General features: G+C 56.6%; 20 protein-coding genes. 6 read left to right on the top strand and 14 right to left on the bottom strand.

Annotated elements, in window-relative coordinates:
- Positions 1-205 precede the first annotated feature (205 nt).
- The 4 genes from copD to RV1423_RS03355 are packed head-to-tail and all read right to left on the bottom strand — an operon-like array spanning position 206 to position 4,482.
- On the bottom strand, positions 206-1,129 hold the full coding sequence (gene copD / locus RV1423_RS03370; RefSeq protein WP_197034866.1) for a copper homeostasis membrane protein CopD: 924 nt from the start codon (positions 1,127-1,129) through the stop codon (positions 206-208).
- 7 nt (positions 1,130-1,136) lie between these two features.
- Positions 1,137-1,523, bottom strand: coding sequence for a copper homeostasis periplasmic binding protein CopC (gene copC, locus RV1423_RS03365; RefSeq protein ID WP_034293043.1), 387 nt, complete (start codon positions 1,521-1,523; stop codon positions 1,137-1,139).
- Between the two features lie 34 nt (positions 1,524-1,557).
- Complete coding sequence (locus tag RV1423_RS03360; RefSeq protein WP_034293041.1) at positions 1,558-2,559, bottom strand: copper resistance protein B; 1,002 nt, start codon at positions 2,557-2,559, stop codon at positions 1,558-1,560.
- A 30-nt stretch (positions 2,560-2,589) separates the two neighbouring features.
- On the bottom strand, positions 2,590-4,482 hold the full coding sequence (locus RV1423_RS03355; protein WP_034293039.1) for a copper resistance system multicopper oxidase: 1,893 nt from the start codon (positions 4,480-4,482) through the stop codon (positions 2,590-2,592).
- A 152-nt stretch (positions 4,483-4,634) separates the two neighbouring features.
- Here RV1423_RS03355 and RV1423_RS03350 point away from each other — a divergent pair, with 152 nt between their 5' ends.
- Entirely contained in the window at positions 4,635-5,330 is a 696-nt protein-coding gene (locus RV1423_RS03350; protein WP_034293184.1) for a heavy metal response regulator transcription factor, read from the top strand.
- Positions 5,327-6,706, top strand: a complete 1,380-nt coding sequence (locus tag RV1423_RS03345; RefSeq protein WP_051516445.1) for a heavy metal sensor histidine kinase — start codon at positions 5,327-5,329, stop codon at positions 6,704-6,706. The genes RV1423_RS03350 and RV1423_RS03345 overlap by 4 nt, the downstream gene beginning before the upstream one ends.
- Before the next feature lie 126 nt (positions 6,707-6,832).
- Here the strand turns inward: RV1423_RS03345 and RV1423_RS03340 are convergent, their stop codons facing one another.
- On the bottom strand, positions 6,833-7,168 hold the full coding sequence (locus tag RV1423_RS03340) for a DUF4148 domain-containing protein (protein ID WP_034293037.1): 336 nt from the start codon (positions 7,166-7,168) through the stop codon (positions 6,833-6,835).
- Positions 7,169-7,445: 277 nt separating this feature from the next.
- The gene (locus RV1423_RS29660; RefSeq protein ID WP_155835011.1) at positions 7,446-7,670 is read right to left on the bottom strand and encodes a hypothetical protein; all 225 of its coding nucleotides are present in this window, start codon (positions 7,668-7,670) and stop codon (positions 7,446-7,448) included.
- Between the two features lie 300 nt (positions 7,671-7,970).
- On the opposite strand from RV1423_RS29660, the gene RV1423_RS03335 reads away from it, so the two are divergent.
- Positions 7,971-10,943, top strand: a complete 2,973-nt coding sequence (locus RV1423_RS03335) for a Tn3 family transposase (RefSeq protein ID WP_034293035.1) — start codon at positions 7,971-7,973, stop codon at positions 10,941-10,943.
- 283 nt (positions 10,944-11,226) lie between these two features.
- On the opposite strand, the gene RV1423_RS29655 is transcribed toward RV1423_RS03335, so the two are convergent.
- Entirely contained in the window at positions 11,227-11,385 is a 159-nt protein-coding gene (locus RV1423_RS29655) for a hypothetical protein (RefSeq protein WP_155835010.1), read from the bottom strand.
- Positions 11,386-12,082: 697 nt separating this feature from the next.
- Here RV1423_RS29655 and RV1423_RS03330 point away from each other — a divergent pair.
- Positions 12,083-13,318 carry an MFS transporter gene (locus tag RV1423_RS03330; RefSeq protein WP_034293033.1) on the top strand — a complete coding sequence of 412 codons (1,236 nt, stop codon included), beginning with the start codon at positions 12,083-12,085 and terminating at the stop codon, positions 13,316-13,318.
- A gap of 265 nt (positions 13,319-13,583) precedes the next feature.
- Here RV1423_RS03330 and RV1423_RS03325 read toward each other — a convergent pair whose 3' ends face one another.
- From RV1423_RS03325 to RV1423_RS03300, 6 genes are all read right to left on the bottom strand, one after another.
- Positions 13,584-13,928, bottom strand: a complete 345-nt coding sequence (locus tag RV1423_RS03325; RefSeq protein ID WP_034293031.1) for an STAS domain-containing protein — start codon at positions 13,926-13,928, stop codon at positions 13,584-13,586.
- A gap of 53 nt (positions 13,929-13,981) precedes the next feature.
- On the bottom strand, positions 13,982-14,425 hold the full coding sequence (locus RV1423_RS03320; RefSeq protein WP_034293029.1) for an ATP-binding protein: 444 nt from the start codon (positions 14,423-14,425) through the stop codon (positions 13,982-13,984).
- Positions 14,426-14,601: 176 nt separating this feature from the next.
- The gene (locus tag RV1423_RS03315) at positions 14,602-16,017 is read right to left on the bottom strand and encodes an efflux transporter outer membrane subunit (protein ID WP_034293179.1); all 1,416 of its coding nucleotides are present in this window, start codon (positions 16,015-16,017) and stop codon (positions 14,602-14,604) included.
- A gap of 8 nt (positions 16,018-16,025) precedes the next feature.
- Positions 16,026-17,207 carry an FtsX-like permease family protein gene (locus RV1423_RS03310; RefSeq protein WP_081768670.1) on the bottom strand — a complete coding sequence of 394 codons (1,182 nt, stop codon included), beginning with the start codon at positions 17,205-17,207 and terminating at the stop codon, positions 16,026-16,028.
- On the bottom strand, positions 17,204-18,274 hold the full coding sequence (locus tag RV1423_RS03305) for an HlyD family secretion protein (protein ID WP_197034865.1): 1,071 nt from the start codon (positions 18,272-18,274) through the stop codon (positions 17,204-17,206). The genes RV1423_RS03310 and RV1423_RS03305 overlap by 4 nt, the downstream gene beginning before the upstream one ends.
- Before the next feature lie 52 nt (positions 18,275-18,326).
- On the bottom strand, positions 18,327-18,998 hold the full coding sequence (locus RV1423_RS03300; protein ID WP_034293023.1) for an ABC transporter ATP-binding protein: 672 nt from the start codon (positions 18,996-18,998) through the stop codon (positions 18,327-18,329).
- Positions 18,999-19,468: 470 nt separating this feature from the next.
- Between RV1423_RS03300 and RV1423_RS03295 the strand changes: the two genes are divergently transcribed.
- The gene (locus RV1423_RS03295; protein ID WP_034293022.1) at positions 19,469-20,254 is read left to right on the top strand and encodes a hypothetical protein; all 786 of its coding nucleotides are present in this window, start codon (positions 19,469-19,471) and stop codon (positions 20,252-20,254) included.
- Positions 20,254-23,241, top strand: a complete 2,988-nt coding sequence (locus RV1423_RS28435) for a PP2C family protein-serine/threonine phosphatase (RefSeq protein WP_081768668.1) — start codon at positions 20,254-20,256, stop codon at positions 23,239-23,241. The genes RV1423_RS03295 and RV1423_RS28435 overlap by 1 nt, the downstream gene beginning before the upstream one ends.
- Positions 23,242-23,279: 38 nt before the next feature.
- Here RV1423_RS28435 and RV1423_RS28905 read toward each other — a convergent pair whose 3' ends face one another.
- The gene (locus tag RV1423_RS28905) at positions 23,280-24,035 is read right to left on the bottom strand and encodes a GNAT family N-acetyltransferase (protein WP_197034864.1); all 756 of its coding nucleotides are present in this window, start codon (positions 24,033-24,035) and stop codon (positions 23,280-23,282) included.
- Positions 24,036-24,175 lie beyond the last annotated feature (140 nt).

Here is a 24,175-nt window from a genome sequence, read left to right as displayed (position 1 = left end):
TGAGAGTGATTCAACGACGTGATGTTCACAAAAACAGGCGTGCAGATCAAAAAAATTTAGTGTCTCTACGTTGTTCAAGGCAAGCGAAAACGCCGCCGCTTCCGGAATCGAAACGGCGGTTCTTTCGTTCTCCAGTTCCTTAAATCGGCGAACTGCGCTGGAACTTTCGGCGCAGTTCCAGAACCTCGATAACCTTCCGATGACGTCAATCGACCATCGGTCCCAATGTACCTAACCAGGCGACTAGCGCCAGAATCAAGAAAGCACAAGCTGTCTCAAAAAACAGGCTTCTTCGCAACGCCGCAACCGCTTCCTGATGCTCGCCGAAGACATGCGCTCGCTCGAGTACGGGGCTTAGCCGATATCGGTTCGCCGCTGCCAGCGCAAGCATCATGCCAAAGAGAACCAGCTTGGCGATCAGCAGTTGCCCATAAGGTGTCGAGAACAATCCGGTCACTGTCGGGCCGACGATCAGCCAGTAATTAAGTGCACCGGTAATCAGTAATGAACCGACGATGAGAGTGCCCATCAGGGCAAATCCATTGAGCGTGCGACTAAGCAAAGTAACGTTGTTGGCGTCATGACCATCGCGCAGTGCCAATAGGAGAACAAATACGGCGAGCGCACCTATCCAAGCGCCCGCGGCGAGCAGGTGGATGATGTCCGCAGCCAGGTGCAACTGGCCACGCGCGCCTTCATCCATGGCGCCATGTCCACCCCAGGACAGCGTAGCCAAGGCAACGCCGCCGGCCAGGCTCATCATGCTGAATTTCGAGGTTGGCGCTTGCGCTAAAAACAATGCCGCCAAGACACTCAGCACCAGCATCCCCATGCGCAAGCACCAGGCCAGGCCGAACGGCGTATCGGTCAGCATCATTTCGAACATGTGCTGCTCGATCGAACTGAAATCGGTTGCGCCGCTCATCGCTTTGGTCATCAAGACCATGCTGATCGCTGAAAGGATCATGCCAACAATGGCTGCGCTTACGGTCAATGCCGAAAGCTTCCTGGCCAACACGGATGAACGTTCCGGCTTGCGTAAGGCATGCAGGTGAAACAGGGGCAAGCCGAAGACAAGCATCAGGTCCAAATACAGCGCGAAACGCACCAGAACGGTCACCCAATCCATTGCCAGCTCACTTCACCGTAAAAGTAACTTTGCCGGTGATCGGGTGGGTATCCGAGGAGACCGCACGCCAGTCAATGCTATAAACACCAGGCATCAATGGCTGCGTAGGTGTGATGACCATGGTTTTGGGATCCTCGGCGCCAGAAATCTTTGCTCCCATTTTCATCGGCGCGGCGTGGCTCATGCCCGGCATGCTGGTCATCACCAGACTCGCGCCGGAAAACTGCTTGGACAGATTCTCGGAAAAGCGCAATTCGATTTTCTCGGGCGCGCTGACGGTCGAATTGTCTTCCGGGGTCGAGCCCAGAAGCTTGGGATGGGCAAAGGCTGCGGTGGCGAAGGCTGCTGCAGCAATGGTGAAGGCGGTTTTGGTGATAAAGGACTGGTAAGACATGGCAACTCCCCTGTGGATGATCAAAAATTCCGTATTAAAATAAAATGCGAACGCCGGCCACAAGCCTAGTCTCGCCGACATTGCTGCCGGCGCCACGGGTGTAGCTGGCAGTACGGCCAAACTTTTGGCTTCGTTCGATCCCAACATAGGGCGCAAACTGGCGCGAGAATTCATAGCGCAGGCGCATACCGTACGCCGCACTGGACAGACCGCGGCCGATGCCCAGGTCGGGGTCTTCTTTGCCGTACAAGTTGGCCTCGACGCGGGGCTGCAGTATCCAGCGCTGTGTCAGGAGCACTTCATACTCTGCCGATAAGCGCAACGCAGTGCGGCCTTGTTCGCCGACGTAGCCCGTTGCCTCGACTTCAAACCAGTATGGTGCTAATCCTTGGAGCCCAAATGCCAGCCAATTGCGGCCCGGCCGGTTACTGCCCACGTCGACCCGCAGACCGAGCTGGCTATCCCAATAGGGAGTGACGGCATGACTCCACAGCAATTCCGTGCGCGAATCGCCCACGCGACCTCGGTCGATATCGCCTTCGGCCTTGATGTAGAACTTGTCGTAGGTGTTACCGATCCAAGCTTGGGTGTCGTAAGTAACAGAGTTGGCTTTGCGGGTGTGGACCCGCTCCAAGCGGTCCACTATGAAAGAGCCGAATGAGTGCATGTCCGACATCATCAGGCTGCTGGTATCCTTTTGCGCGTAGGGGCCTGTATTGAGCGTGTATCCATTGGAATAGCCGTGTGGATCCCGGGCGTCGGAAGGCGCAGTCGAAGTCGATCCCATGTTCATGCTGCCATGGTCCATGCCCGCGTGGTTCATCGCGCCGTGATCATCCGTCCCAGGAGTGCTGGAAGTCTCCCCATTCATTGTGTCCATGGTCTGCATGGAGTCCATCGTCGTGACTGCCGGTTGGCTCGCTGCGTCGGTGGTCGGCGCGCCGTGGCCTGCGTGAGACTGGGCCTGCGCCGCATTCATGCTCACCGACGCAAGCGCCAGCAGTAACATCCGGGTGGGGTAACGGGTAAAAATCATTCTCGATATGCCTTTCAGTGCAGATCCTGGTTAGCTGACGACGACTTCGCGGAACATGCCCATGTCCATGTGGTACATGAGGTGGCAGTGCCATGCCCAGCGACCCAAGGCGTCCGCCGTGACCAGGAAACTGATGCGCTGCGCCGGCTGCACCGGAATGGTGTGGCGACGAGCGAGGAAATCGCCGTTCGGCGTTTCCAGTTCGCTCCACAGACCGTGCAAGTGCATGGGATGCGTCATCATCGTGTCGTTGTGGAGGATGACGCGCAGGCGTTCGCCGTAGCGGAAATGCACAGGCGTCGACTTGCCAAACTCCAAGCCATCGAGAGACCAAGCGTAGCGCTCCATATTGCCGGTCAGATGAAGCTCGACTTCTCGTTCTGGTCCCCGATCGTCCAAGGGCCCACCGATGGTGTGCATGTCAGCCAGCGTCAGTACACGGCGTCCGTTGTTGCGCAAGCCAACGCCGGGATCATCCAGGTTGGTGCGGGCGCTGTCGACCTTGGAGTCCGTACTGGCACCGTACTCTGTGCTGGCGTGGCGCGCCTTCTTGCTCGGGACCTTTAACGGATTGCCGGGGGCCATCTGATGCTGGCTATGGTCCATGCCTTGCATGGGTTGCACGCCACCCGCCATGGATGACCCCGACGACGTGGCGTCCATGCTGTCCATGGAGTCCATGCTGGACATCGAATCCATGTTCATCGACGGCATATTGACCATGGCACCATGGTTCATTCCCCCCATGGCGCCGTGATCCATTCCGCCCATGGAAGACATATCCCCCATCATGTCGTTCATGCTGAGCCATTCAGGCTTGTCGACGTTCGGTACCGGAGCGGTCAGGCCAGCACGAACGGCCAGCGTTCCCATGGCATAACCAGTGCGCTCCATGGACTGGGCAAATATCGTGTAGGCGTCTTCTTTGGGCTCCACGACGACATCGCATGTCTCGCCCGGGCCGAAACGGAATTCATCGACGCTCACCGGCTCAATATCCACGCCGTCCACCTGGATGACCTTCAACTTCAGGCCCGGAATCCGTACGTCATAAAAGGTGTTGCCGGAACCGTTGATGCAGCGCAGGCGAACCTTCTCTCCAGACTTGAACAATGCGGTCCAGTTGCCTGCCGGGGTAACGCCGTTGGCAAGGTAAGTCAAGACGGCTGCCGACAGGTCCCCCAAGTCGGTCGGGTTCATGCGCATCTCATTCCACATCGCGCGGTTGTCCATGGCCGCTTTGAAGCCATCCTTGCGTGCATCGCGAACGAAGTCACCGGCAGTCAATCTGTTCAGATTGTAGAAATCGCCTTGCTTCTTGAGCTTGGAAAGCACCGACATCGGATTTTCATCCATCCAATCCGAGAACAGGACTACATGCTCACGATCGGCCATCTTCTTGCCACTGTCGCTCGGATCGATGACGATTGCGCCATACATGCCGGTTTGCTCTTGCATGCCAGAATGGGAGTGATACCAATACGTGCCGCTTTGCTTCACCTTGAATTTGTAGCTGAACGTTTCTCCAGGAGCGATTCCCGCGAAGCTGATACCCGGCACACCATCCATCTGGAAAGGCAGAATGATGCCGTGCCAGTGAATGGACGTGTGCTCCCGCAGCTTGTTGGTCACGTTGATAGTAACCATTTCGCCTTCTTTCCAGCGCAAGGTCGGTCCCGGCAGGGAGCCATTGATCGTCGTGGCGGTGGTTTGCTTTCCGGTGAAATTGACCACCGACTCCGCGACCACCAGATCGAACACGTTTCCGGTCAGGATGGGGGCTGCTGGACCACGGGCCGGCTTCTCTACGTTCTGAGCGGCCGCTTGCAGCGCTCGCGAGGACAACCCCAACAGCACGCCGCCGGCGGCCAGTCCCTTCACGAAACGGCGGCGGGAGCTCAGTGGGGACGATGAGTTCGACATAGGATGGACTTCTCCGAGGTGAGGATATATGCCGCTGATGATAAAGAGTGCCGGCGATCAGTTGGATTACCCGATCATTACATTCCTGTAATGATCTCGTCATTCCCATCAACTGCACGTACCATGTGTTCATCTTCTTACTCATTGCTACTATGAAACTTCTTGTCGTTGAGGATGAGCCGAAAACCGGCGAATACATCCAGCGCGGGCTCAGCGAAGCCGGCTTCGTTGTTGATCTGGCCAAAAACGGGCTGGATGGCTACCATCTGGCGATGACGGAACCTTACGACCTGGTCGTCCTTGATGTGATGCTGCCCGACGTCGACGGCTGGCGCATTGTTCAGTCTTTGCGTGAAGCGCAAAAAACGGTCCCAGTGCTGTTTCTGACGGCGCGCGATAGCGTGTCGGACCGCGTGAAGGGGCTGGAAATGGGTGCGGATGATTATCTGGTCAAACCGTTCGCTTTTTCCGAGCTGTTGGCACGGGTGCGCACCTTGCTGCGTCGAGGGAGTAGCGCTGTATTGCAAGATCGCCTGACGGTAGCCGACCTCGTGCTGGACCTACCGCGCCGCACGGCAAGCCGGGGCGGCCGCAAACTGGTACTCACGAACAAGGAATTCGCGCTATTGGAGTTCCTGGCCAGGCGCCGAGGAGAAGTTTTGCCTCGCTCCCTGATCGCCTCCCAGATCTGGGACATCAACTTTAATAGCGACACCAATGTCATTGACGTGGCGATTCGCCGCCTTCGGGCGAAAGTCGATGATGGTTTTGACGAAAAGTTAATTTTGACTGTTCGAGGTGTCGGCTACATCCTGGATGCCCCTGAGCACACGGAGAGCGCCACGTGATCCGTCAACGCTCGCTGACGGTCCGCCTGACTGCCTTGTTCGCCTTAGCATCGACAGCAGTGTTGGTCGGACTGGGCCTGCTCATCATCTCGACCGTGGCCAAGCACTTCACCGATCAGGATGAGCAACTGCTGGAAAAAGAACTGCAGCTCATCCGCATGGTGGTCAATGAAAGAGGCGCTGACGCCATTACCTCGACCTTTGGGGAGGCGTTACACAACCATCCGGGCTTTTACGTTCACATCAGCTCACTGAGCGGACAGGCCTTGTATTCGACACTGGGCAATGCTGCCGCCTCGATGCTCGCTGCTGCACAGTCTGCCGTGCCGGGTCGTTCCTTTGCGGTGCCTGTGGGCGAGCACCAAGAGTTCCAAGCGATCAAAGCCCGTCTGAAGGATGATCAAAGCGGTCGAGAACTGCAAGTCATTGTGGCGGTTGACACCGAGATCCATGATCACTTCATGCGCAATTTCCAGACCACCCTTGTTCTCTACATCGCGGGTTCAGCCTTAATTGTTGTGCTCCTGAGCTGGTGGGCGGCGCGCCGTGGGCTAGCCCCCTTGCGCGCGATGTCGGACAAAGTACAAGCAGTCTCTTCTCATAACTTCGGTGAACGCATGTCCGTCGAGATGCTGCCTATCGAAATTGCCGATCTCGCGGCCAAGCTCAACGCCATGCTGGAACGATTGCAGCGCGATTTCAATCGCATCACGAACTTTTCGACTGATATCGCCCACGAGTTGCGCACGCCCATTACCAATTTGCTGACCCAGACAGATGTTGTCCTGACGCAGCAGCGTACCAATGAGGCCTATCGCGACATCCTTTCGTCGAATGCCGAGGAGTTACAGCGGCTCGCCCGGACCATTTCCGATATGCTGTTCTTGGCGCAAACAGAGAACGGTATTACCTTGCCCAGCTATGAGCGACTGAGTCTGCAAGAAGAGATTTCTGAGCTATTCGATTTTTACGACGCGCTGGCAGAAGAAAAGAATGTCCTGATGCGGCTTGCAGGGGACGCCTCGATTCGAGGCGATCGCCTGATGGTGCGCAGAGCATTGAGCAACCTGATTTCCAACGCCATGCGTTATACGCCGGCGGCAGGAACCATTGCGGTATCGATCGACAGGTCAGAGAAGGACATCAGCGTGCATGTCGAAAATGATGGTCTGGAGATACCATCTGAACATCTTCCTCATTTGTTTGACCGTTTTTATCGGGCGGACAAGGCCCGTACCAAGCTGGACTCTGATTCTGCTGGTTTAGGGCTGTCCATCACAAAAGCCATCATGCGCGCCCATCAAGGCGAGGTGTCTGTACAGTCCACACAGGGTAAAACTAGATTCACGCTGCTGTTTCCCAATGCTGCTGTGTGAGGCTGGCGTCCTTTAGTGACAAAAGGGTTTTGTCGCCTTCGATAAAAAACCACCGCGCCGTCGAACGGGCGGTGGTCAAGTCAGGAAAGAAGCCGTCTGCGCCAGCCAGCGCGAACGCTAGATTCCTTAAGCCCCCTGATACAGGGACGGCATGAAACTACTCGCCTCTGATACTTCATGCTTCGTCTCAGCACGTGCCCTCGGGGAAGATGCTTGACGAACGATCGGGTAATCGTTGCCATTTGTGATTAATCCGTCCTTCTGGGCCTGCTTGAGTTCGGCGAGCACGTCAGCGCGAGTCTTGGTGCTGGCGAACTGCACGACGGGATAGTTATTACGTGCGCTGACATTCGCGGCATCACGCTGACTGATGTCTGAGGCGGTGGTTTGGGCAAATGCTGTACTGGCCGCCAGTGTCAGCAGGGAAAAGAAGAAAATACGAGAGGTTGTAGCAGTAGTCATATCGACTCTCCATAAAACATTTCAAGAAGCCCACGCAATGAGGCCGGGATCGATCAGTTCCGTCATTTATTTTGGTGGCTGATCGTTGAAATGAATTTTAAGGAGTGACGGCAAACAGCTGCATTGCAGCTCGATTACATATAGGTAATGCATCTCCTCCTGTTGCCCGCCGACTCTTGCATCGCGCAGCACCGGCTTTAGTGACAAAAGTCTGAGGTCGTTTCCGCGCTTCTCGGGAGCGTCACACAATGGCTATCGTGAAGCTATCGGATAGCTATCAAGCCACCTTGAAATGTTTGCTGCTAAATTTCTTGACGAGCCGTGTCGATAAAATTCGGCCGTTGTGCAGTCCGCAAGGCTTTGCGGCCAGACGCACGCCACCATCTTTTACGGAAAAATAAACACGTTGACCGACCTTCCAGCCGAAGATAAAGCTGGGAAAAGAGATCTTGCCGCCTTTCTCAATACGGGTCGAATAGGAGCGAATTTTGGACTTCCTCATGCAGATCCTCAAGTGTGAAATGCGAAGGGTAACAGCCACGATTTAATCTATTTCGTGCCGCGATTTATACCATTTCGTGGTCGCAATATTGACATGTTGTAGCTCAAGCCGGATCAAATCGCAGGCGACCTTCGTGAATGTGAATTCTTGCCGTTGACAATGGGCTCGGCGTTAGTGCATGTTTGCGGAATCAGATGCATTGTTTGGTCGATGTATTAATCGGTTGGTTTCTGATTTTAACGATAACGTGCCCACCATGATCGAAAAACTCTCTCACCGTAACCAGCAAGGCGGCGTCGCATGACGGCCGTCCATGAAACAGCTTATCCGCGGCTAAAGGCTGAATATACCTTGGAAGAGCTGACAGCTGTCTACACGCCATCCAACACGGAAATTGAATTTGTTTTCGGCCAATATCGTCAGGTAGGACCTCGATGCTTTATGCTGATTCAGTTAAAGTTATTCCAGCGTCTTGGGCACTTTGGTTCCTTGTCTACGGTTCCGAAGGAAATCATTGACCACATCTGTGACCAGGCGTCGCTGCGCAGGCCCTCCAAGCAGGTCGTGGCTCAATATGACTTGTCTGGGAGCCGGACTCTTCATCATCAAAAAATACGCACGTATCTGGGGCGGCGCCAACTCGATCCGAAAGCCGGGAAATGGCTAGAAGATGCTGCGACACAGGCAGCCCAGACCAAGCAAGAACTGGCTGACATCGTCAATGTCTTGATTGAAGAACTCATTCAGCGTAAGTACGAGCTCCCCGGATTTACCATTCTTCTGCGGCTAGCCAAAAAATGCCGCAGCGCTGTGAACGAACAGATTTATAAAAGTGTCGGCGGTGTTCTCCAGCCCAGCACCATAGAACGCCTGGACATGGTTCTTTCTTCACAGCCAGGACGCAGCGTCTGGGACGGTCTTAAGCGGGAGCCGAAACAGCCAAACGTAAGGGAAGTCACTGACTTCCTTCAGCACGTGGATAACATGATGGAAATGGCTCGTGGATTGCCGAGCACCCAGCATATTGCGGCGAGCAAACGGGAACAAATGACGTTGGAAGCGCGGGCATTGGACCTGGCTGAAATGCGCGCGATGAAGCCGATCAAGCGTTATACCCTAGCAGTTCTATTGATTCAGACCCAGTTGGAGAAGGCGATGGACGATATCGCCGATATCTTCGTCAAGTCTGTGAGAAATTTGCACAACACAGCCGAAGAGCGACTGCGTCAATACCACCTGCAGCATTCCCAGCAGACCGAGCGTTTGATCGGCCAGTTTAGAGACGTTCTTAGCGTACTCAGTGAAGACGGCGACGGCGAGCAAAAAATCGCTCGGGTTGATGAATCACTAGATGGCGATTACGAAAGATGGATCAGCCAATGCGATGAGCATATGGCCTTCGCAGGGAACAACTACTTCCCATTCATGCTAAGTGGTTATACGCCCAAGCGCAGCCTGTTCTTCAAGTGCATTGAGGCGCTGAGCCTGCGATCCAGCTCCCAAGATGACAGCCTCATCGAGGCGATCAGCTTTCTGCAGAACTACCGCACGAGCCATCGGGAGCAACTGCCTTGCCATGAGTCGGGTATCACCGAACTTGACTTGGAATGGCTTCCGGAGAAGTGGCGCGTCTTGGTGTTCGGAAAGCGGCAGGATGATCCGGAGCCGCATTTCCATCGAAAATATTTTGAATTGGCGGTGTTCAGCGCAGTCATGGACGAACTCAAATCCGGGGACCTCTACGTCGAACATAGCGGCGAGTACGATGACTACCGCAGTCACCTGGTAAGCTGGGAGCAATATGAATCCGAGGTGCAGATCTACGGCGAAATGATGGGGCTTCCAGTTGATCCGGATCTTTTCGTGGCCGACTTAAAGGAGCAGATGCGCTCCTTAGCCAAACAGGTCGACCAGCGCTTTCCGGAGAACGGGTACGTCGATCTTGATTCATCCGGAGTGGTCATCCGTCGGCCCGAGCGTTCCAAACCGCCTGAAGGCATGGATGCAGTCGACAACGCCATTACGTCGGAAATGAGTGAGGCAAGCATTCTGGACATCCTCACGGAAACCGAAAAGTGGCTTGACCTCCACAAGTATTTTGGGCCGCTGTCCGGATTTGAAGCCAAGGTCGATGATCCACGAAAGCGCTTCATCACCACCTTGTTTTGCTATGGATGCAACTTGGGCCCCGTGCAGACGGCGCGTTCAGTCAAAGGGCTCAGTCGCAAACAGGTCGCCTGGCTGAATCTGAAGCACGTCACGGAACAGCGGTTAGACAAGGCCATCGTCAAGGTGATCAACGCCTATAACCGCTTCTCCTTGCCTCGCTACTGGGGAAGTGGGAAAAGTGCGTCTGCGGATGGGACCAAGTGGAACGTCTTCGAGCAAAACCTACTCTCCGAGTATCACATCCGGTATGGCGGATACGGAGGCATTGGCTACTACCACGTCTCTGACAAGTACATCGCGCTTTTCAGCCATTTCATTCCGTGCGGCGTCTATGAGGCGGTCTATATCCTGGACGGACTGATCTACAACCAGTCGGATATTCAGCCCGATACGCTACATGGTGACACCCAAGCGCAGAGCACCCCCGTCTTCGCGCTCGCGCACCTCCTGGGTATTAACTTGATGCCCCGTATTCGCAACATCAAGGATCTGGTTTTCTTCCGAGCTGATCGCACCGATCAATATGAACATATTGGCGGTCTTTTCCGGGGCAACATTGACTGGGAACTCATTGCCCGCCACATGAAAGACATGCTGCGCGTCGTAATCTCGATTAAAGCAGGAAAGATCGCTCCTTCGACCATTCTTCGACGCTTGGGCACCGCAAGCAGGAAGAATCGCCTGTATTACGCGTTTCGTGAGCTTGGGAGGGCAGTGCGGACGATGTTCTTACTCAAATACATCAACGACGCCGAACTGCGCAAGACGATCAATGCGGCGACAAATAAGAGCGAGGAATTCAATGACTTCGTCAAATGGCTGTTCTTCGGGGGCGATGGCATCATTGCCGAAAATATCCGGCACGAACAACGCAAAGTGATCAAGTACAACCAGCTGGTGGCCAATATGGTCATTTTGCACAACGTACACACCATGTCGAAGATTTTGAAACGCCTTCAAGCCAAGGGCTACCAGCTTACTGAGGAGATTTTGCGTGGAATGGCGCCGTACCGGAGGGCTCATATTAATCGTTTTGGCGAGTACCCATTGGATCTGGACAGGCAGGCCGAACCGCTCAATTACAAAATAAGTTTTTCCTTTTAAATCATAAACTTACTATCATTCCTGCAAAAATTTCCCGAATCCCGGCCGACCCTCAGCAAGATCGACACCAATGAAAAACCGATGATTAGGCGCGTTGATATTTTCAATTGCGAGATTTTCATACCTTCCTCCAGGCAGCCAGCCAATGTCGATCTTGATTGAACAAACGAATGTAAACAGCGAGTCGGCCGGATATCACGGCCTCATTGACTTCCCAGGCACGGCGACGCGAATCTCCGTCCTTTTTAAGCAATCCTTGGCTGCCTGTTTCGCGCCATCCTGCTCAGAAATTCATTGCCCGAAACAGGCCTCCTGCACGTCGCAAAAAACCGACTACCAGTCTCAGCCGCGCCTCCAGACGCCAACCGCCCGACATGGGCATGGCCTGAGATGCAAGCTCGGCGATCAGGAAAATTGGACTGTCTGCGATTCCCTTGTTCATGCTGCTGTTTATTATTTTGTTTTCATTATGAATAGACGGATATCCGCTTGAAGCATATCTTTTCCTGACGCAGATTACTCAACTATCTCGCACCTCTTGTTGTACGGGCGTGACACCCAATTTCATCAGGTGATCCCACCTACCGCATTGGTTTGCAAACGCGATCAGATTCACGCCCGAGATACTGAAGATAATCTCGAACTCTGCTCCGTTGAGGTGCGCTCACTGCGTATCATCGGTCTGTCGGACAACAGTTCGCCAATCTCGGCGATGAAAGCGATGAGTCGGATATGGTGATGAGCAGTGTTGCATCCGGCAATGCATCAAAAAAAAACCGACCAAAACCGACTGTAAGCGTATCCATTATTTGCGTCAGATAAAGCAGGGGCGACGCCATCTCTTCGGAATTGCCTTGATATGACTCAATCTCGGCCCGGAGATCAAGTGACATGCTTGTCGAGCCGATGGCGTCTCGAATCATCGGATTGGTGTTACAACACAAAAGGTTCTTACACGCGTAGCATTGAAGCGCTGAATCAAACAATACCCGCAAATGATTCATCATGTGCAAAGACAGGTGACGGGATCGCCCAACACATTGTCTCGCTGTACCGAAAAGTATTGGCCAGGCCGATTTCTTCTGACTGGATCGAGCGCTGGATTCTTCCAACAGACATATTCCGACAAAGGCCACTACATGTCGATCCACAAATCGGATTCTGCGGCGACAGGCTTAAAAAAACCCGCTATTCCTCGTGCGATATGGGCGCTAGGCTTTGTCAGCCTTTTCATGGACCTTTCGTCGGAACTGACTCACAGCTTGCTGCCGCTTTTCATGGTCGGCACCCTTGGCGCGAGTGCCTTGACGGTCGGCGTGATCGAGGGCACCGCCGAGGCAACTGCGATGATCGTCAAAGTCTTCTCCGGCGCCATCAGCGACCTGATCGGCCGCCGCAAGGGATTGCTGCTACTGGGTTACGGCCTGGCCGCACTGACCAAGCCGCTGTTCCCATTGGCCACCTCGGTGGAGACTGTATTTGCTGCGCGTTTCTTGGATCGAATCGGTAAAGGAATTCGAGATGCGCCGCGCGATGCTCTGATCGCAGATATCGCACCGTCGGAAATACGTGGCGCTTGCTTTGGCCTGCGGCAGTCAATGGATACGGCGGGAGCGTTCCTCGGCCCGTTGGTGGCGATCCTGCTTATGGCTGCGCTCTCAGGCAACATCCAACTCGTATTGTGGTTTGCAGTGATTCCTGCGTTTATTTCGGTGGGGATCATCCTCGTCAGACTCAAGGAGCCTGTACGAGATACATCGATTCATCGATTTCGCGCCCCTATCCGCTGGAGCATTTTGCCGGAATTTTCCACTTCCTACTGGTGGATCGTCATCGTCGGCGCCATTTTCACACTGGCCCGTTTCAGTGAAGCGTTTCTGGTATTACGCGCGCAGCAAATTGGTCTTGCTCCCACCTGGGTTCCCACGGTCATGGTGGTAATGGCATTGTTTTATGCGCTATCGGCTTATCCCGTCGGGAAACTGTCGGATCGTATCGGCCGAATTACGCTGTTGGGTATCGGGCTCGTGCTGCTTATCCTTGCTGACCTGGCATTGGCGAAGTTCAGTTCAATCGGCGGACTAATGGCGGGCGTAGCGCTGTGGGGACTACATATGGGATTCAGCGAAGGTATCCTGACTACCCTGGTAGCCGATACGACGCCTAGCGAGTTCAAGGGAACCGCATTTGGCGTATTCAACCTCGTCAGCGGTCTCGCTATGCTGCTTGCCAGTGTTATTGCAGGTTGGTTCTGGGAAATGCATGGTTCGACAACGACGTTCTATGCCGGCGCAGTATTTGCACTCGGGGCCTTGTTTTTGATTTATTTCTGGCAAAAGCAAGAACCTGTTCCGAAGAACCAGGCGACGCAATGATGGCCATTTTGAGCCGAACTATGGAAAACACGGTTCAAGTCAAAAAGTGCTGCGCGTCTGTCATCTTGGATATCTTTGCGCGACTCATTATCAACAGAACCTGTGTGCAAGGCTGTGGATAACTCTATTTCACCGATGGAATTCGGTGTGGTGCCTATTGTTCAGCGCTTTGCTCAAAAAATGAGCATGTCCCGCGTACCTTGGATCAACTGCGTAGGTTACGAAGCCTTATCCGGCAATCGATCCAATGCCGTAAATCCTCTCGCTATCCTGGCGATGGAAAGATGGCTAGAGCCTGCTCACGGGTATCGGTCACGGTCAAAATATTCAGGAATCCGCTAATGTCAAAAACTTCCCGTATCTGACTTTGCATCCCATACAGCACCAGTACACCGCCGGACTGCTTGAGTTTTTTTGCAGCAAGGAGAACCACCCGCAGGCCGGCACTGGATATATATTCAAGAGCGTCCATATCCAACAGCAATGCGCGTTCGCCGTTGCTCACCTGCCCCATGATGTCGGACTCGACCTGGGCTGCGTTGACGCTGTTAATCTTGCCTGTCAAGGTAACCACAAGAATTGAACCGAGCTTTTCAAAAGAAGTATTCATGATTCAGATGCCTTCAGGCGTCGCAAGCTCGACGCGTATCAATAATAAAGAGATCAAGTACCGATGCATTTGGTAAACCTCAGGCAATTGTAGCGTTCGGTACGACGGTATGATACTTCGTCCATCAGCGTCTTCAGGAAGTGCACGCCGAGTCCGCCCACGGGGCGCTTTTCCAGATCCAGTTCGAAATCAGGAGGACCGCCCATCAGCGGATCGAACGCTGTGCCAGTATCGCGAACCTCGACTACCACCCTCGAATTGGTGCTGCCGTCACCTTCCAGCGCCATGCGCACATAAATGGGTTCGTCCGCTCTGCCATCAGGGAACGCATAGTTGATCACGTTTGTCACTACTTCTTCGATCACCAGATTGAGGTTGAACACCAACTTGGGCGGCAGCCCGCACTCACCGCAGAAATCGTCGACCGCCTCAGCCAGACGATCTATCTCCGCCACATCATTTTTTAACTCAAGCAACAGTTCAGATGATTCAGACATCGCTCCTCCCTTCGCTAACGCGGCGCAGTGTAGCATACGAAAAACAGCAGAAAAAGGCTGCAGTCGGATCTTCCGCCGCACAGCCCGGGCGGGACGCGCCCTTCTTCGCAGCGTCAGTAAAAGCCAAATGGACTGCCGGCCCTATCCGGTATTGCCCTGAAGCGGACACGACAAGTTCAGCGCTCGCCCCCCAGTACCTTGTACAAAGTGACGCGATTGATCTGTTGTGCCAAGCGCACCGAAATCTGCTGTTGTTGTGCCGCGTACATTGATCGCTGCGCGGTCAGTACGTTGACGTAAGTATCTGCGCCGCCGCGGTAGCGCCCTTCGTAGATTCGATAACTATGCTCCGAGGCATCAGCCAGAGCGTCCTGTGCCCGTCGGCGTTCATCGAGAGTTCCGGCTTCAGCCAAGGCGTCGGCGACTTCGCGGAAGGCAGTCTGAATAGTCTTTTCGTAACGGGCGAGTTCAATCGCATACTGCGCTTTCGTCACATCCAGCCTAGCCCTGTTGCCGCCGGCGTCAAAGAGCGGCAGGGAAACCGATGGACTCAGACTCCATGCTTCAGCGCCACTGCGCCACAGCCCGGACAGGCTGTCGCTTGCCACTCCCGCTGCGGCCGTCAGCGAGATGCGCGGAAAGAAAGCTGCGCGCGCGCTGCCAATATCAGCGTTGGCGGCTCGCAGCATATGCTCTGCCTGCAGCACGTCAGGACGGTTTTGCAGAACGTCGGAAGGTGTTTGTGCCGGCACCGGCGGCAGCTCGGCAATTGCCGCCAATTCCGTCGGCGGCTGGAGCGACTCGGCTAGCGGCGCGCCGATCAAAAGTTCCAGGGCATTGATATCCTGCGCTACGCGACTCTTGTAGGTGGCCTCGTCGGCGCGCGCGGCCTCGACGCTCGTGGCCGCCTGATAGACATCCAACTGTGCGGCGGCACCCTGCTGCCAGCGGGCTTGGGTAAGTCTGTAGCTGGCCTCCTGACTGTCCAGTGTGTCGCGTGCCAGTTTCAGGCGCAGCTTGTCCGCCGCCAGCGTCAGATAGCTTGATGCCACTTCAGCGATCAGGCTCAGTTCCTGGCTCTGGCGTGCCTCCTCGGTCGCCAGGTATTGCGCCAGCGCCGATTCCTTCATATTGCGCACGCGTCCGAACAAATCCACTTCGTATGAGGTAATGCCGACATTGAGGTCGTTACGGTGGGTGGTGGCTTCCACGCCCAGCAGCGACACGCTCGCGGGCGTACGAGCAGATGCGTTGGAAGCTCCGAGCGAAACCGTAGGGAACTGTGCGGCACCGTTCACCTGATATTGGGCGCGTGCCTTTTCAATGTTGAGAATGGCGACCCGGAGATCGCGATTGTTGGTCAGTGCCTGTTCGACCAGCGTACGTAAGCGCGCATCGGTAAACAACCGGCGCCAGCCCATCGGCACTGCGGCGCTGGCATTCTTGAGTGTTCGATATGCTTCGCCCTGGGGCCACTGCGTTGGTAACGGAGCGGCGGGACGTTGATAATCCGGTGCCAGCGAACAAGCCGTCAGCCAAAGGACTGCCAACAGCGATAAGGACGGTATGCGGGAAAATGCGGTGACGGACATGGCGAATATCAAGCGAAAAGATCGATTGGATTGCTGCTCAACAATTTTCGTAGTGCAAATACGACCGCCAGCATGCTCATGATCAGCGTTGCAAGACACACCGTCAAAGTCATGCCCGGCTCCAGCGTGAAGCTCAGCAGCGTGGCCTGTTCCAACAAGCGGTAGAACAACAGCGTTATCAATAGCGAGGCGGCGAAGGCAGCCACGGCCACGGCCACGGCAAGTTGCAGCACCAGCGCCAGGCAAAACCCGTTGCCGTAGCCCATCGCTCGCAATACGGCATATTCTGACAAGTTGCTTTCGATAATGCCATGCAGAACTTCGAGGATGAACACCACACCGATCAGGATGCCGACGACGATGCCGAAAGTTGTGACGATACCCACCGGCGTACGGTACGTAAAATACTGCCGTTCAGCTTCGACGAAATCGCGATGCAGCCAAACCTGCACATTGTCCCCGAGACGGGCGGCAAGCGCATTGCGCACGCGTTCAGGATCGCCACCTGGCTGCAGCGTGACCAGGCCCAATGAGACACGGTCCGCCGGTTGCTGGAACAGGCGATAGAAATTCAGATCGCTCACCACGAGGCTGCCGGGAAAGGTAAAGTCAGGTCCAAGCGAATAGGTGCCTATCATATCGATGTGGGTCGCTGTGCCGGCGACCGGATTCTGCAGATGGATACGTAGCGTCTTCCCCTGCTCCAGCGCCGGCACCATGTCGGCCAACTGATTGCGTGAGCGTGCGTCGAGCAAGGCAGTGTAGGGCAGCCGTAGCTGGCTGCGCTGGACATCCAGTCCGGGGACAGTCAGGACCTCGTCGGCCGGATCGAAGCCAATGAAGCGGGTGGCGAGCAGATCGCCTCTTTCGTTGGCGCGAATCTGCGCCATGTATATATAAACTGGTGTCACTTTTTTCACGCCGGGAACGCCTTGTGCCTGGTAGATTGCGCTGCGTGCAAACCATGGCGGCGAATAGGCGATGGTTTCAAACTGCCGACCGGCGATGACGATATCCGCCGACAGCGCGCGATCGAAATTGAGGACGCTGCCAGTGAGCGCATCCTTGAACCCAAGCTGGATGAACACCAGTATGACCGCTACGCACACGCCGGCGAATGGTGCGAGCAGGCCGAATCCTTTGTATTGCAGTTGGCGCAGAGCCAGCCGGGTGGAAAATGGCAAATTCATTTCATCGATGCGCCAACCGGGACACTCACTGTCACCTCCAGTCCAGCCAAGGCCGGCACTTGCTGTCCCCGGTCCAGGCGGATTTCCGCTTCCACGATTCTTGCATCGCGCCCCTTGAGTACTTCGGTAGTCGGTCGTCCGTTGAGGTAGACGTAATTGAACACCTTGTCGACGCGGCCGCGCAGCACCTGATCGGAACCGCGCAAGGAAATCACAGCCACGCTGCCCGCCGCTACCTTCGGCGCGTCGGTTTCATCAAATTCAGCCACGACGATCGGATGTGCCATGTCGCCCATCGATAGCAGGCCTTCTGTGCTCAAGGTGGCGCCGCTGCGTGCCTTGATCGCCAACACGGTGCCATCTACCGGCGCTCGCACCAGAGTGCGCTCCAGTTCTGCCCTTGCCTGCTTGAGCTTGCCGCGCGCCTGCTCGACACGGGCACGTGCCACTTGGATATCCACTGGCCGCACTTCCGACAATGCGACAACCTGGGAGGACGCCTGTGCCACCTGGTGCTGCGCCACGCCCAGATCCATCTGATTCTGTTCCAGCTCGGCGTTCGAGGTCGCGCCGATGGCAAGGAGGCCCTGCGTACGTTCAAGCTGCTGCCGCGCGTGCGCCAACTGGGCCTTGCGTACTTCCACCATGGAATGCTGGGCGGCGATATCGGACTTCTTGGCGCCGGCCGCTATCTGTTCCAGTTCGCGCCGCGCCACTTCCAGATCACGTTCGGCGACTTCGACTTCCGCCCGGCGCACGGCATGCGTATCGAGCACCGCCAGAATATCGCCGCTGTGTACCGTATCTCCCTCTGCCACCCGCAACTGTTCAATCGTGCCGCCGGTCGACGGACCGTACACATCATGCACGCGGCCAGCCGGTTCGATGTGTCCGCGCGCCACGATGGCGGCGGGCCCGGCTTGGCTCGCATTCGCGACTGGCTTCGATGATCGGTGTACGGCTGCCGTCGCCGCCATGGCAACAGCCGCTGCGCCGGCGACTATGCCAGCGATTCGCTTGTGGCGTGGCCAGGACGACCAGCGTTGTCTCAAGTGAGGAAATTTCATTGCACGATAATTATTGGGAAGGCATACGGGAGTTGCGGATTCAGAAGACATGTCATAACTTCACAAGCCTGCCGTCTTCCATATGCAAGCGGGTGTCGGCGATGTCGAAGATCCGTTCGTCGTGAGTCGCCACGATTACCGCGCACCCCAGCTTACCGGCGATATCACGCGTAAGGTCGGCCACCAACCGACCGGATTTTGAATCCAGCGCTGCGGTTGGCTCGTCGGCGATAATCAGGTCCGGCATGCGTACCAGTGCGCGCGCCACGGCCACGCGCTGTTGTTCGCCGCCGGACATGGTGGCAGGATAATCATTGCCGCGGTCACCGAGCCCGACCGCGCTCAACATGGCCTGCGCACGGGCACGATTCATTTCTGTATCGGATTCCGGCAGCAGATGCAGACCCGACTCGACATTCTCGAACACGGGAAGGGATTTGAGCAGGTTATGTCGCTGGAACACAAAACCAATGCGCTGACGTATCCGCAGAAGTTCAGCAGTCGGCTGGTCTTGCAGACTCACCCCGTTGACCACCACCGTGCCTTCGTCAAAGGTACGCAAAGCTCCCAGTATGGTCAGCAAGGTCGTTTTCCCAGAACCGGATGGCCCGGTGATGATGGCGACTTCGCCGTCTGCCACATCGAACGTCACGCCTTTGAGCACTTTGCGAGCAAGATGACCCTGGCCATAGGTGTAAGCAAGCTCTCTTACCGATACAGGCATGCCCCGCTCTCCCCCTCATGCGCGGCTCGCCGTCGGCGCCCGCGCGTTAATAGAATGTAAAGATCATCGTCGCATCCGGATAAGCAATATCAGTGCCGCTCCGCTCTCTGGCGCCGTAACATGCCGCCACAGGCCGTCTGGCGACGCTACACAGCGGCGGATTACGGCCAGGACGAGGTTCGCGCGGCGCGACGACCGAGGCATTTTACACACAAGAGGCAAAGTTTCAATCTACAATATCGCGCGGGCCGCCAAGCGAACAGCACGTCTGGCGCGTTCTAATGGGATGGGGGAAACGGTTTGAAAAGACGACTAGGCATCAAGCGCAGGTTGAGGGACCGTGATGCGTCGTATGCACTGACGCTGCGACAGATCGATCGGGGCGTCTGCATTTCTTCTGCGCACGGAATGAAGGATTGGGCGAGCCGTATGAAGCTGATTGGAGCCCCCGCCACAGAGGCGATGACGACATGAAGCCCCTGAGGCGCCTTTGGTTGTTGACGCTCACGCTGAACCGCTTTTATGTGATGGCCCTGGCTCTGGCCTTGTTGCTGATGGCAAGTGCCGGCATCCTGGCATGGTCGCAAGCCCTGGAGCAACACGGCGCAGCCTTGCGCGAGGGGCGCTTCGAATTCGGCCTCAACACCATCAGAGGCAATCTTGAATCCGGCCTTCAGGTCGGCCTGCAGTTGCCTGAGCAAAAGGCCACCCAACAACTGATCGAACAGGTGCATGCACAGGAACGGGTGATCCTGTCTGTAGATATCTTCGATGCTCAGGGCCACATTGTCTTTACCACCGATGGCGGCGGCGTGGGCGCCAACATCCCGGCCGCCTGGCGCAACAATTGCCTGACCTCGGCCCGTACCGACTGGAGTACGCAGGACGACGAAGGCCGGCTGTTGTGCGGCTCCGTCATCAATGGCTTTGGCGAAGTCGCCGGGGGCGTTGCGCTGCGTTACCGGCTAGCCAATCGAGCGGGCACCTTTGGCCAATTTGGTGCTTTCTGGATCCTTGCGCTTGTCTGGGCTGCTGCGCTTACGCTGATAGGCGGCATGTTTGGCTGGATGCTGCTGCGCCCGCTCGAGCGTCGTTTGCAGCATCAGGTGGCGGCGCTGGCAGGCGAGCGTGAAGCCCGCAATGATCTGCTCACCGGCCCACTGGCCAATGCCCTTGCCCAAGGCCGCGCTATCCGTCAGGATCTTGCGCGCACCGACCGTGAAACTGACCGGATCGACAATCTGGAGGTCCGTTGATGCACCCGCGCCTACGCAGACTCTGGTTGAGCTGGTCGCTGCTGGCGCTGGGCGTGCTGCTGGCCATGGCACTCGGCCTGGGCTGGCTGGCGCAGCATGCGGCCGCACGCATCGCGGCACCGGAGCTCAAGCAAGCGTCACAGTTGATCGGCCGTGCCGTGGCCAACAACATTGAGCGCGCACTGTTTTATCGGATTCCGATCGATCGCATGGTGGCCGTCAATGAATGGTTCGCCGGCCTGGTCAAGGATAATCCGATGCTCAGGATGATGGCGCTCACTGACGCCCACGGCAATATCCTCGCCGGTGTCGGCGCCGACAAACGTCTCCTGAGCGAACTCACGGCATCCGTCGATGCCCACGATGCTGGCTACGATACTGTTATCGGCCAGGCAATGTATGTGGATGCGCTACCGCTACGTTCACCAGAAGGCGCCATCGTCGGCTGGCTGCATGTTGGCAGCGTCGCCGGCGCCCCTCCCTGGCAGGCCTGGTGGTGGTCGCTGGCGACGGCGCTGGTATTGGCGGGCATCGTGTCGCTACTGCTGCTGCGTCTGGTGCAACAGCGTCTGCTGCTGCCTCTGAAAGCTTCACAGGCAGCGGTCGATGCGCTGGCCAACGGCTTGCTGCCGCTACTGCCGAACCGGCGAATCAGCGATCCGGCCACGCAATACCAGTCGACCCTGGCCGAACATCTGCATGGGCTGCGCCGACGCAATGAAGCCTTGCTGCTCAAGATCGATGAAGTGCGCGCCGCGCACTTTGATCCGGAGATCGTGCAAGTCCTCGATGAGCTTGCCCGGCCTCTAATCGTGCGCCAGTCGCCCGTCACCGAGGCCGCGCCGGTCGGCAGTGTCTCCGGACGGACCCTGAGTGCTTTGCAGCGCGCCTCGCTGGCAACCATTGGCGGCATGCTGGTACTGGCTGCTTGTATCTATGGCATACATATCCAATATCGCCAGGCCGACCAGCGACGTTTGCTAAGCAATGGCGCACAAGTGTTGCAGCAAGCCTGGCAAGCTGTGCTCGAACGGGATCATGCGCAGCTCGATACCGAACTTGATCGCCTGCTCGCCAATCCGATCATGACCACTCTCGTCGAAAGCGATAGCGACCAGACGCTGGGAAAAGCACTGGACAAAAGTGCCTCTTCGACGCTGCTTTTTGCCGTTTTCAACGCTGATGGCACGCTGCGCGCCGCAGGCGGACAACACAAGGATGCTGCACGCATTGATCCGCTGACGCTGAATCTGCTGCGTCAAAGCGATTCGGGTACGCCGACGGTCCATGGAGTCTGGCAAAACGGAGCTCATGAATACCAAATTGGCCTGGTGCGCGCAATCAACCTGCGAAGCCCGTCGCAGCAGCCTGCCGGACAGGCCCTGATCATGGTCGCGCATCCGCTCGAAGACAGTGTGACCCGCTTGCGCGAACGCCTGCAGGCTACGCAGACAGTCGTGACCGAGAGTACCCGCAGCCTGCAAGTGGCCGTAGTCGACCTGCGCGGCCATCCGCTGCTCGACAGCGATGCGCCGCTGGCCAGCGAATGGACCGGACATGGCCACGTCAACTTCATCGACGCCAGTGGCGGTCAGGCTGGAATGGTACTGGCGTTGGGGCTTAACACACCTAGCGGCCACGCGCTGGGGACGCTGCTGGCACAGTTACCGTTGCCACCGTTGCTGGATGTTTTCGATAATTTCCTGGCGCTTCTTTATATTGCCATCCTGGCGGGTTGCCTTGGTGCCTTGCTGCTCTACCTGCGCGCGCAGTTCGTGCCGATGACGCTGGCCACGCATGAGCTTGCACGGTTGGCCGATGGCGATACCGACGAGCAGGAACCTCCGCAGCAAAATCGTGAATCTCGTCTGCTTTACCGGATGATCCGCCGCATTGCCGAAAAGATCGATGCATTGGAAACACTGCGCCGTTCGCGTGAACGTCAGGGAAAGCGGCAGGCGCGTTTCATCCGTCAGCAAATGATGCAATTGGCGCAGGGTCTGGACGAAGCCGCCCGGCGCGGCATATTGGAAGATCTGCAGCGCATCGAGCATGCCCGCAGCCCACACCGGCATGAGCAATCAATTGAATCTCCCAGCGACCCGCGCTCGGAGCGTATCGCCGATGAATTCGGCGTGCTGGCGCTTGGATTCCAGAATCTGGTGGGACGGGTCGGTCAACAGTATCAGGAACTTGATCGCCTAGTGTCCGAACTACGCGAGGCGTTACGCGCCAAGACCCAGTTCATTGCCTTGCAACAGGAACTGGAAATCGCCCGCAAGATGCAGTCGTCAATCCTGCCGCGCGAGTTTGCCGCTCATCGGGAACTGTCGCTGCACGCAACCATGCTGCCAGCCAAGGAAGTGGGCGGTGACTTCTATGATTTCTTCAATCTCGATGAGCACCGTGTCGCACTGGTGGTAGCCGACGTTTCCGGAAAAGGCGTGCCGGCCGCCTTCTTCATGGCCATTTCGCGCACGCTGCTGCGCGCGGTAGCCTTCTATGCCGACAGCGCGACGGAATGTATTACACGTGTCAACGACCTCCTGGCTGCGGATAACGAAGAAATGATGTTCGTCACGATGTTCTACGCGATTCTTGACACCCGTAACGGCAGCCTTTCCTATGTCAATGCCGGCCATAATCCGCCCTTTCTATTGCGTGCCAACGGTGAAATCGAGCGTCTAGCCCACACCCGTGGCATCGCGCTTGCGGTTGCCGGCGGCATGCATTTTGAACAAGGCAGCATCACGCTCCAGCCGGACGACGGTCTATTTCTCTTTACAGATGGCATCACCGAGGCGGTTGATCCATCCGGGCAATTGTTCGGCGAACCGAGACTGGCACTCGTGCTGAAGGAGGCAGAGGCGTTATTGGTGGAGCAGATTACTACCCACGTGGTCGATCGTATCAAACAGTTCGAAGCTGACGGTCCGCAAGCAGACGATATCACCTGCCTGATGATGCGTTACCGGAGTACCCGATGAACGCCGGATTACGCTGTCGCCGGGAGGCGGCTTTTTATCTATATTATCGATGCGGAAAAGCCGCCGCCGCGGATACGTCGTTCAAATCGCAGGCAGAGCCGATCCGGGAAGCGCATTTCACCAACGCCGACATAGCCATCGGCAAAGGCTTGCTGCTGGCCGGCCAGGTCTTGGCTGTCGATGAGGCGGTTGTCGTCGGAAGCCGTACTCAGCTCACCGTGCAGATCGATCAGGGTGATCTGCCGGCGCAAGCCATTGAGGTCGCCGGCCCATGCCAGATGCATGCCGAAGCGCAGCATGTTGTGACGGCTCGAATGATTGTGCAGCGAAACGGCCGCGATGCACAGATGACGCCCATGCGATCGCGCCAGCGCCAGCCGCGCGGCAAGCAATGCGCGTTGCAGGCCCAGGCCACGCCAGTCGTGTCGGACCATGCAACTGGCCAGATGGGCTGTCGCGCCCCGCTCCGAGGCGTTCATCCCCAGTGCCCGGCCCAGATGGTCAGGATCGTCCGGCGCGACAAGTCCGAGCATGGCATAGGCCACCAGGGCATCTCTATGAAAGACGCCGATAGTCTCGCCACCAGAAGCACAGTGATCCAGCAGAAACTCCTGCTCGTCGCGCTCTCGCACATAGCAGTCGGGGTCCGGGAGCGCCCCAAGCACGTCGTCGCGCAGTGCGCTCCACAGCGCTTGGTCCTCCGGAAGCAACAGGCGGGTATGCAAATCGGAGTTGCAGGCAATACCGTCAGGCGTGAAATGCTGCCGCAACTGGGAATGTCGCGATGAAAACAAGACAATATCTCCTCATGGGGCGTGACAAGCGCCGAGGTGCGCGATTCTTTGGCGCCGGGAACTAAAATAAAATGCAATCGGAGTCTAGCATGCAGCAGACGATAGAGGTTTCTCCACCGGAAACATTTGCAACCCGCAAA

The sequence above is a fragment of the Herbaspirillum sp. RV1423 genome, assembly GCF_000577615.1.
GTDB lineage: Bacteria > Pseudomonadota > Gammaproteobacteria > Burkholderiales > Burkholderiaceae_D > Herbaspirillum.
Note: the sequence above shows the minus strand (reverse complement) of the source record. Positions and strands in the feature narration are given on the sequence as shown.

Coding starts and splice junctions, on each gene's coding strand:
- copD (WP_197034866.1), bottom strand. CDS start 1,129: ATGGATTGGGTGACCGTTCTGGTGCGTTTCGCGCTGTATTTGGACCTG.
- copC (WP_034293043.1), bottom strand. CDS start 1,523: ATGTCTTACCAGTCCTTTATCACCAAAACCGCCTTCACCATTGCTGCA.
- RV1423_RS03360 (WP_034293041.1), bottom strand. CDS start 2,559: ATGATTTTTACCCGTTACCCCACCCGGATGTTACTGCTGGCGCTTGCG.
- RV1423_RS03355 (WP_034293039.1), bottom strand. CDS start 4,482: ATGTCGAACTCATCGTCCCCACTGAGCTCCCGCCGCCGTTTCGTGAAG.
- RV1423_RS03350 (WP_034293184.1), top strand. CDS start 4,635: ATGAAACTTCTTGTCGTTGAGGATGAGCCGAAAACCGGCGAATACATC.
- RV1423_RS03340 (WP_034293037.1), bottom strand. CDS start 7,168: ATGACTACTGCTACAACCTCTCGTATTTTCTTCTTTTCCCTGCTGACA.
- RV1423_RS29660 (WP_155835011.1), bottom strand. CDS start 7,670: ATGAGGAAGTCCAAAATTCGCTCCTATTCGACCCGTATTGAGAAAGGC.
- RV1423_RS03335 (WP_034293035.1), top strand. CDS start 7,971: ATGACGGCCGTCCATGAAACAGCTTATCCGCGGCTAAAGGCTGAATAT.
- RV1423_RS29655 (WP_155835010.1), bottom strand. CDS start 11,385: ATGAACAAGGGAATCGCAGACAGTCCAATTTTCCTGATCGCCGAGCTT.
- RV1423_RS03330 (WP_034293033.1), top strand. CDS start 12,083: ATGTCGATCCACAAATCGGATTCTGCGGCGACAGGCTTAAAAAAACCC.
- RV1423_RS03325 (WP_034293031.1), bottom strand. CDS start 13,928: ATGAATACTTCTTTTGAAAAGCTCGGTTCAATTCTTGTGGTTACCTTG.
- RV1423_RS03320 (WP_034293029.1), bottom strand. CDS start 14,425: ATGTCTGAATCATCTGAACTGTTGCTTGAGTTAAAAAATGATGTGGCG.
- RV1423_RS03315 (WP_034293179.1), bottom strand. CDS start 16,017: ATGTCCGTCACCGCATTTTCCCGCATACCGTCCTTATCGCTGTTGGCA.
- RV1423_RS03310 (WP_081768670.1), bottom strand. CDS start 17,207: ATGAATTTGCCATTTTCCACCCGGCTGGCTCTGCGCCAACTGCAATAC.
- RV1423_RS03305 (WP_197034865.1), bottom strand. CDS start 18,274: ATGAAATTTCCTCACTTGAGACAACGCTGGTCGTCCTGGCCACGCCAC.
- RV1423_RS03300 (WP_034293023.1), bottom strand. CDS start 18,998: ATGCCTGTATCGGTAAGAGAGCTTGCTTACACCTATGGCCAGGGTCAT.
- RV1423_RS03295 (WP_034293022.1), top strand. CDS start 19,469: ATGAAGCCCCTGAGGCGCCTTTGGTTGTTGACGCTCACGCTGAACCGC.
- RV1423_RS28435 (WP_081768668.1), top strand. CDS start 20,254: ATGCACCCGCGCCTACGCAGACTCTGGTTGAGCTGGTCGCTGCTGGCG.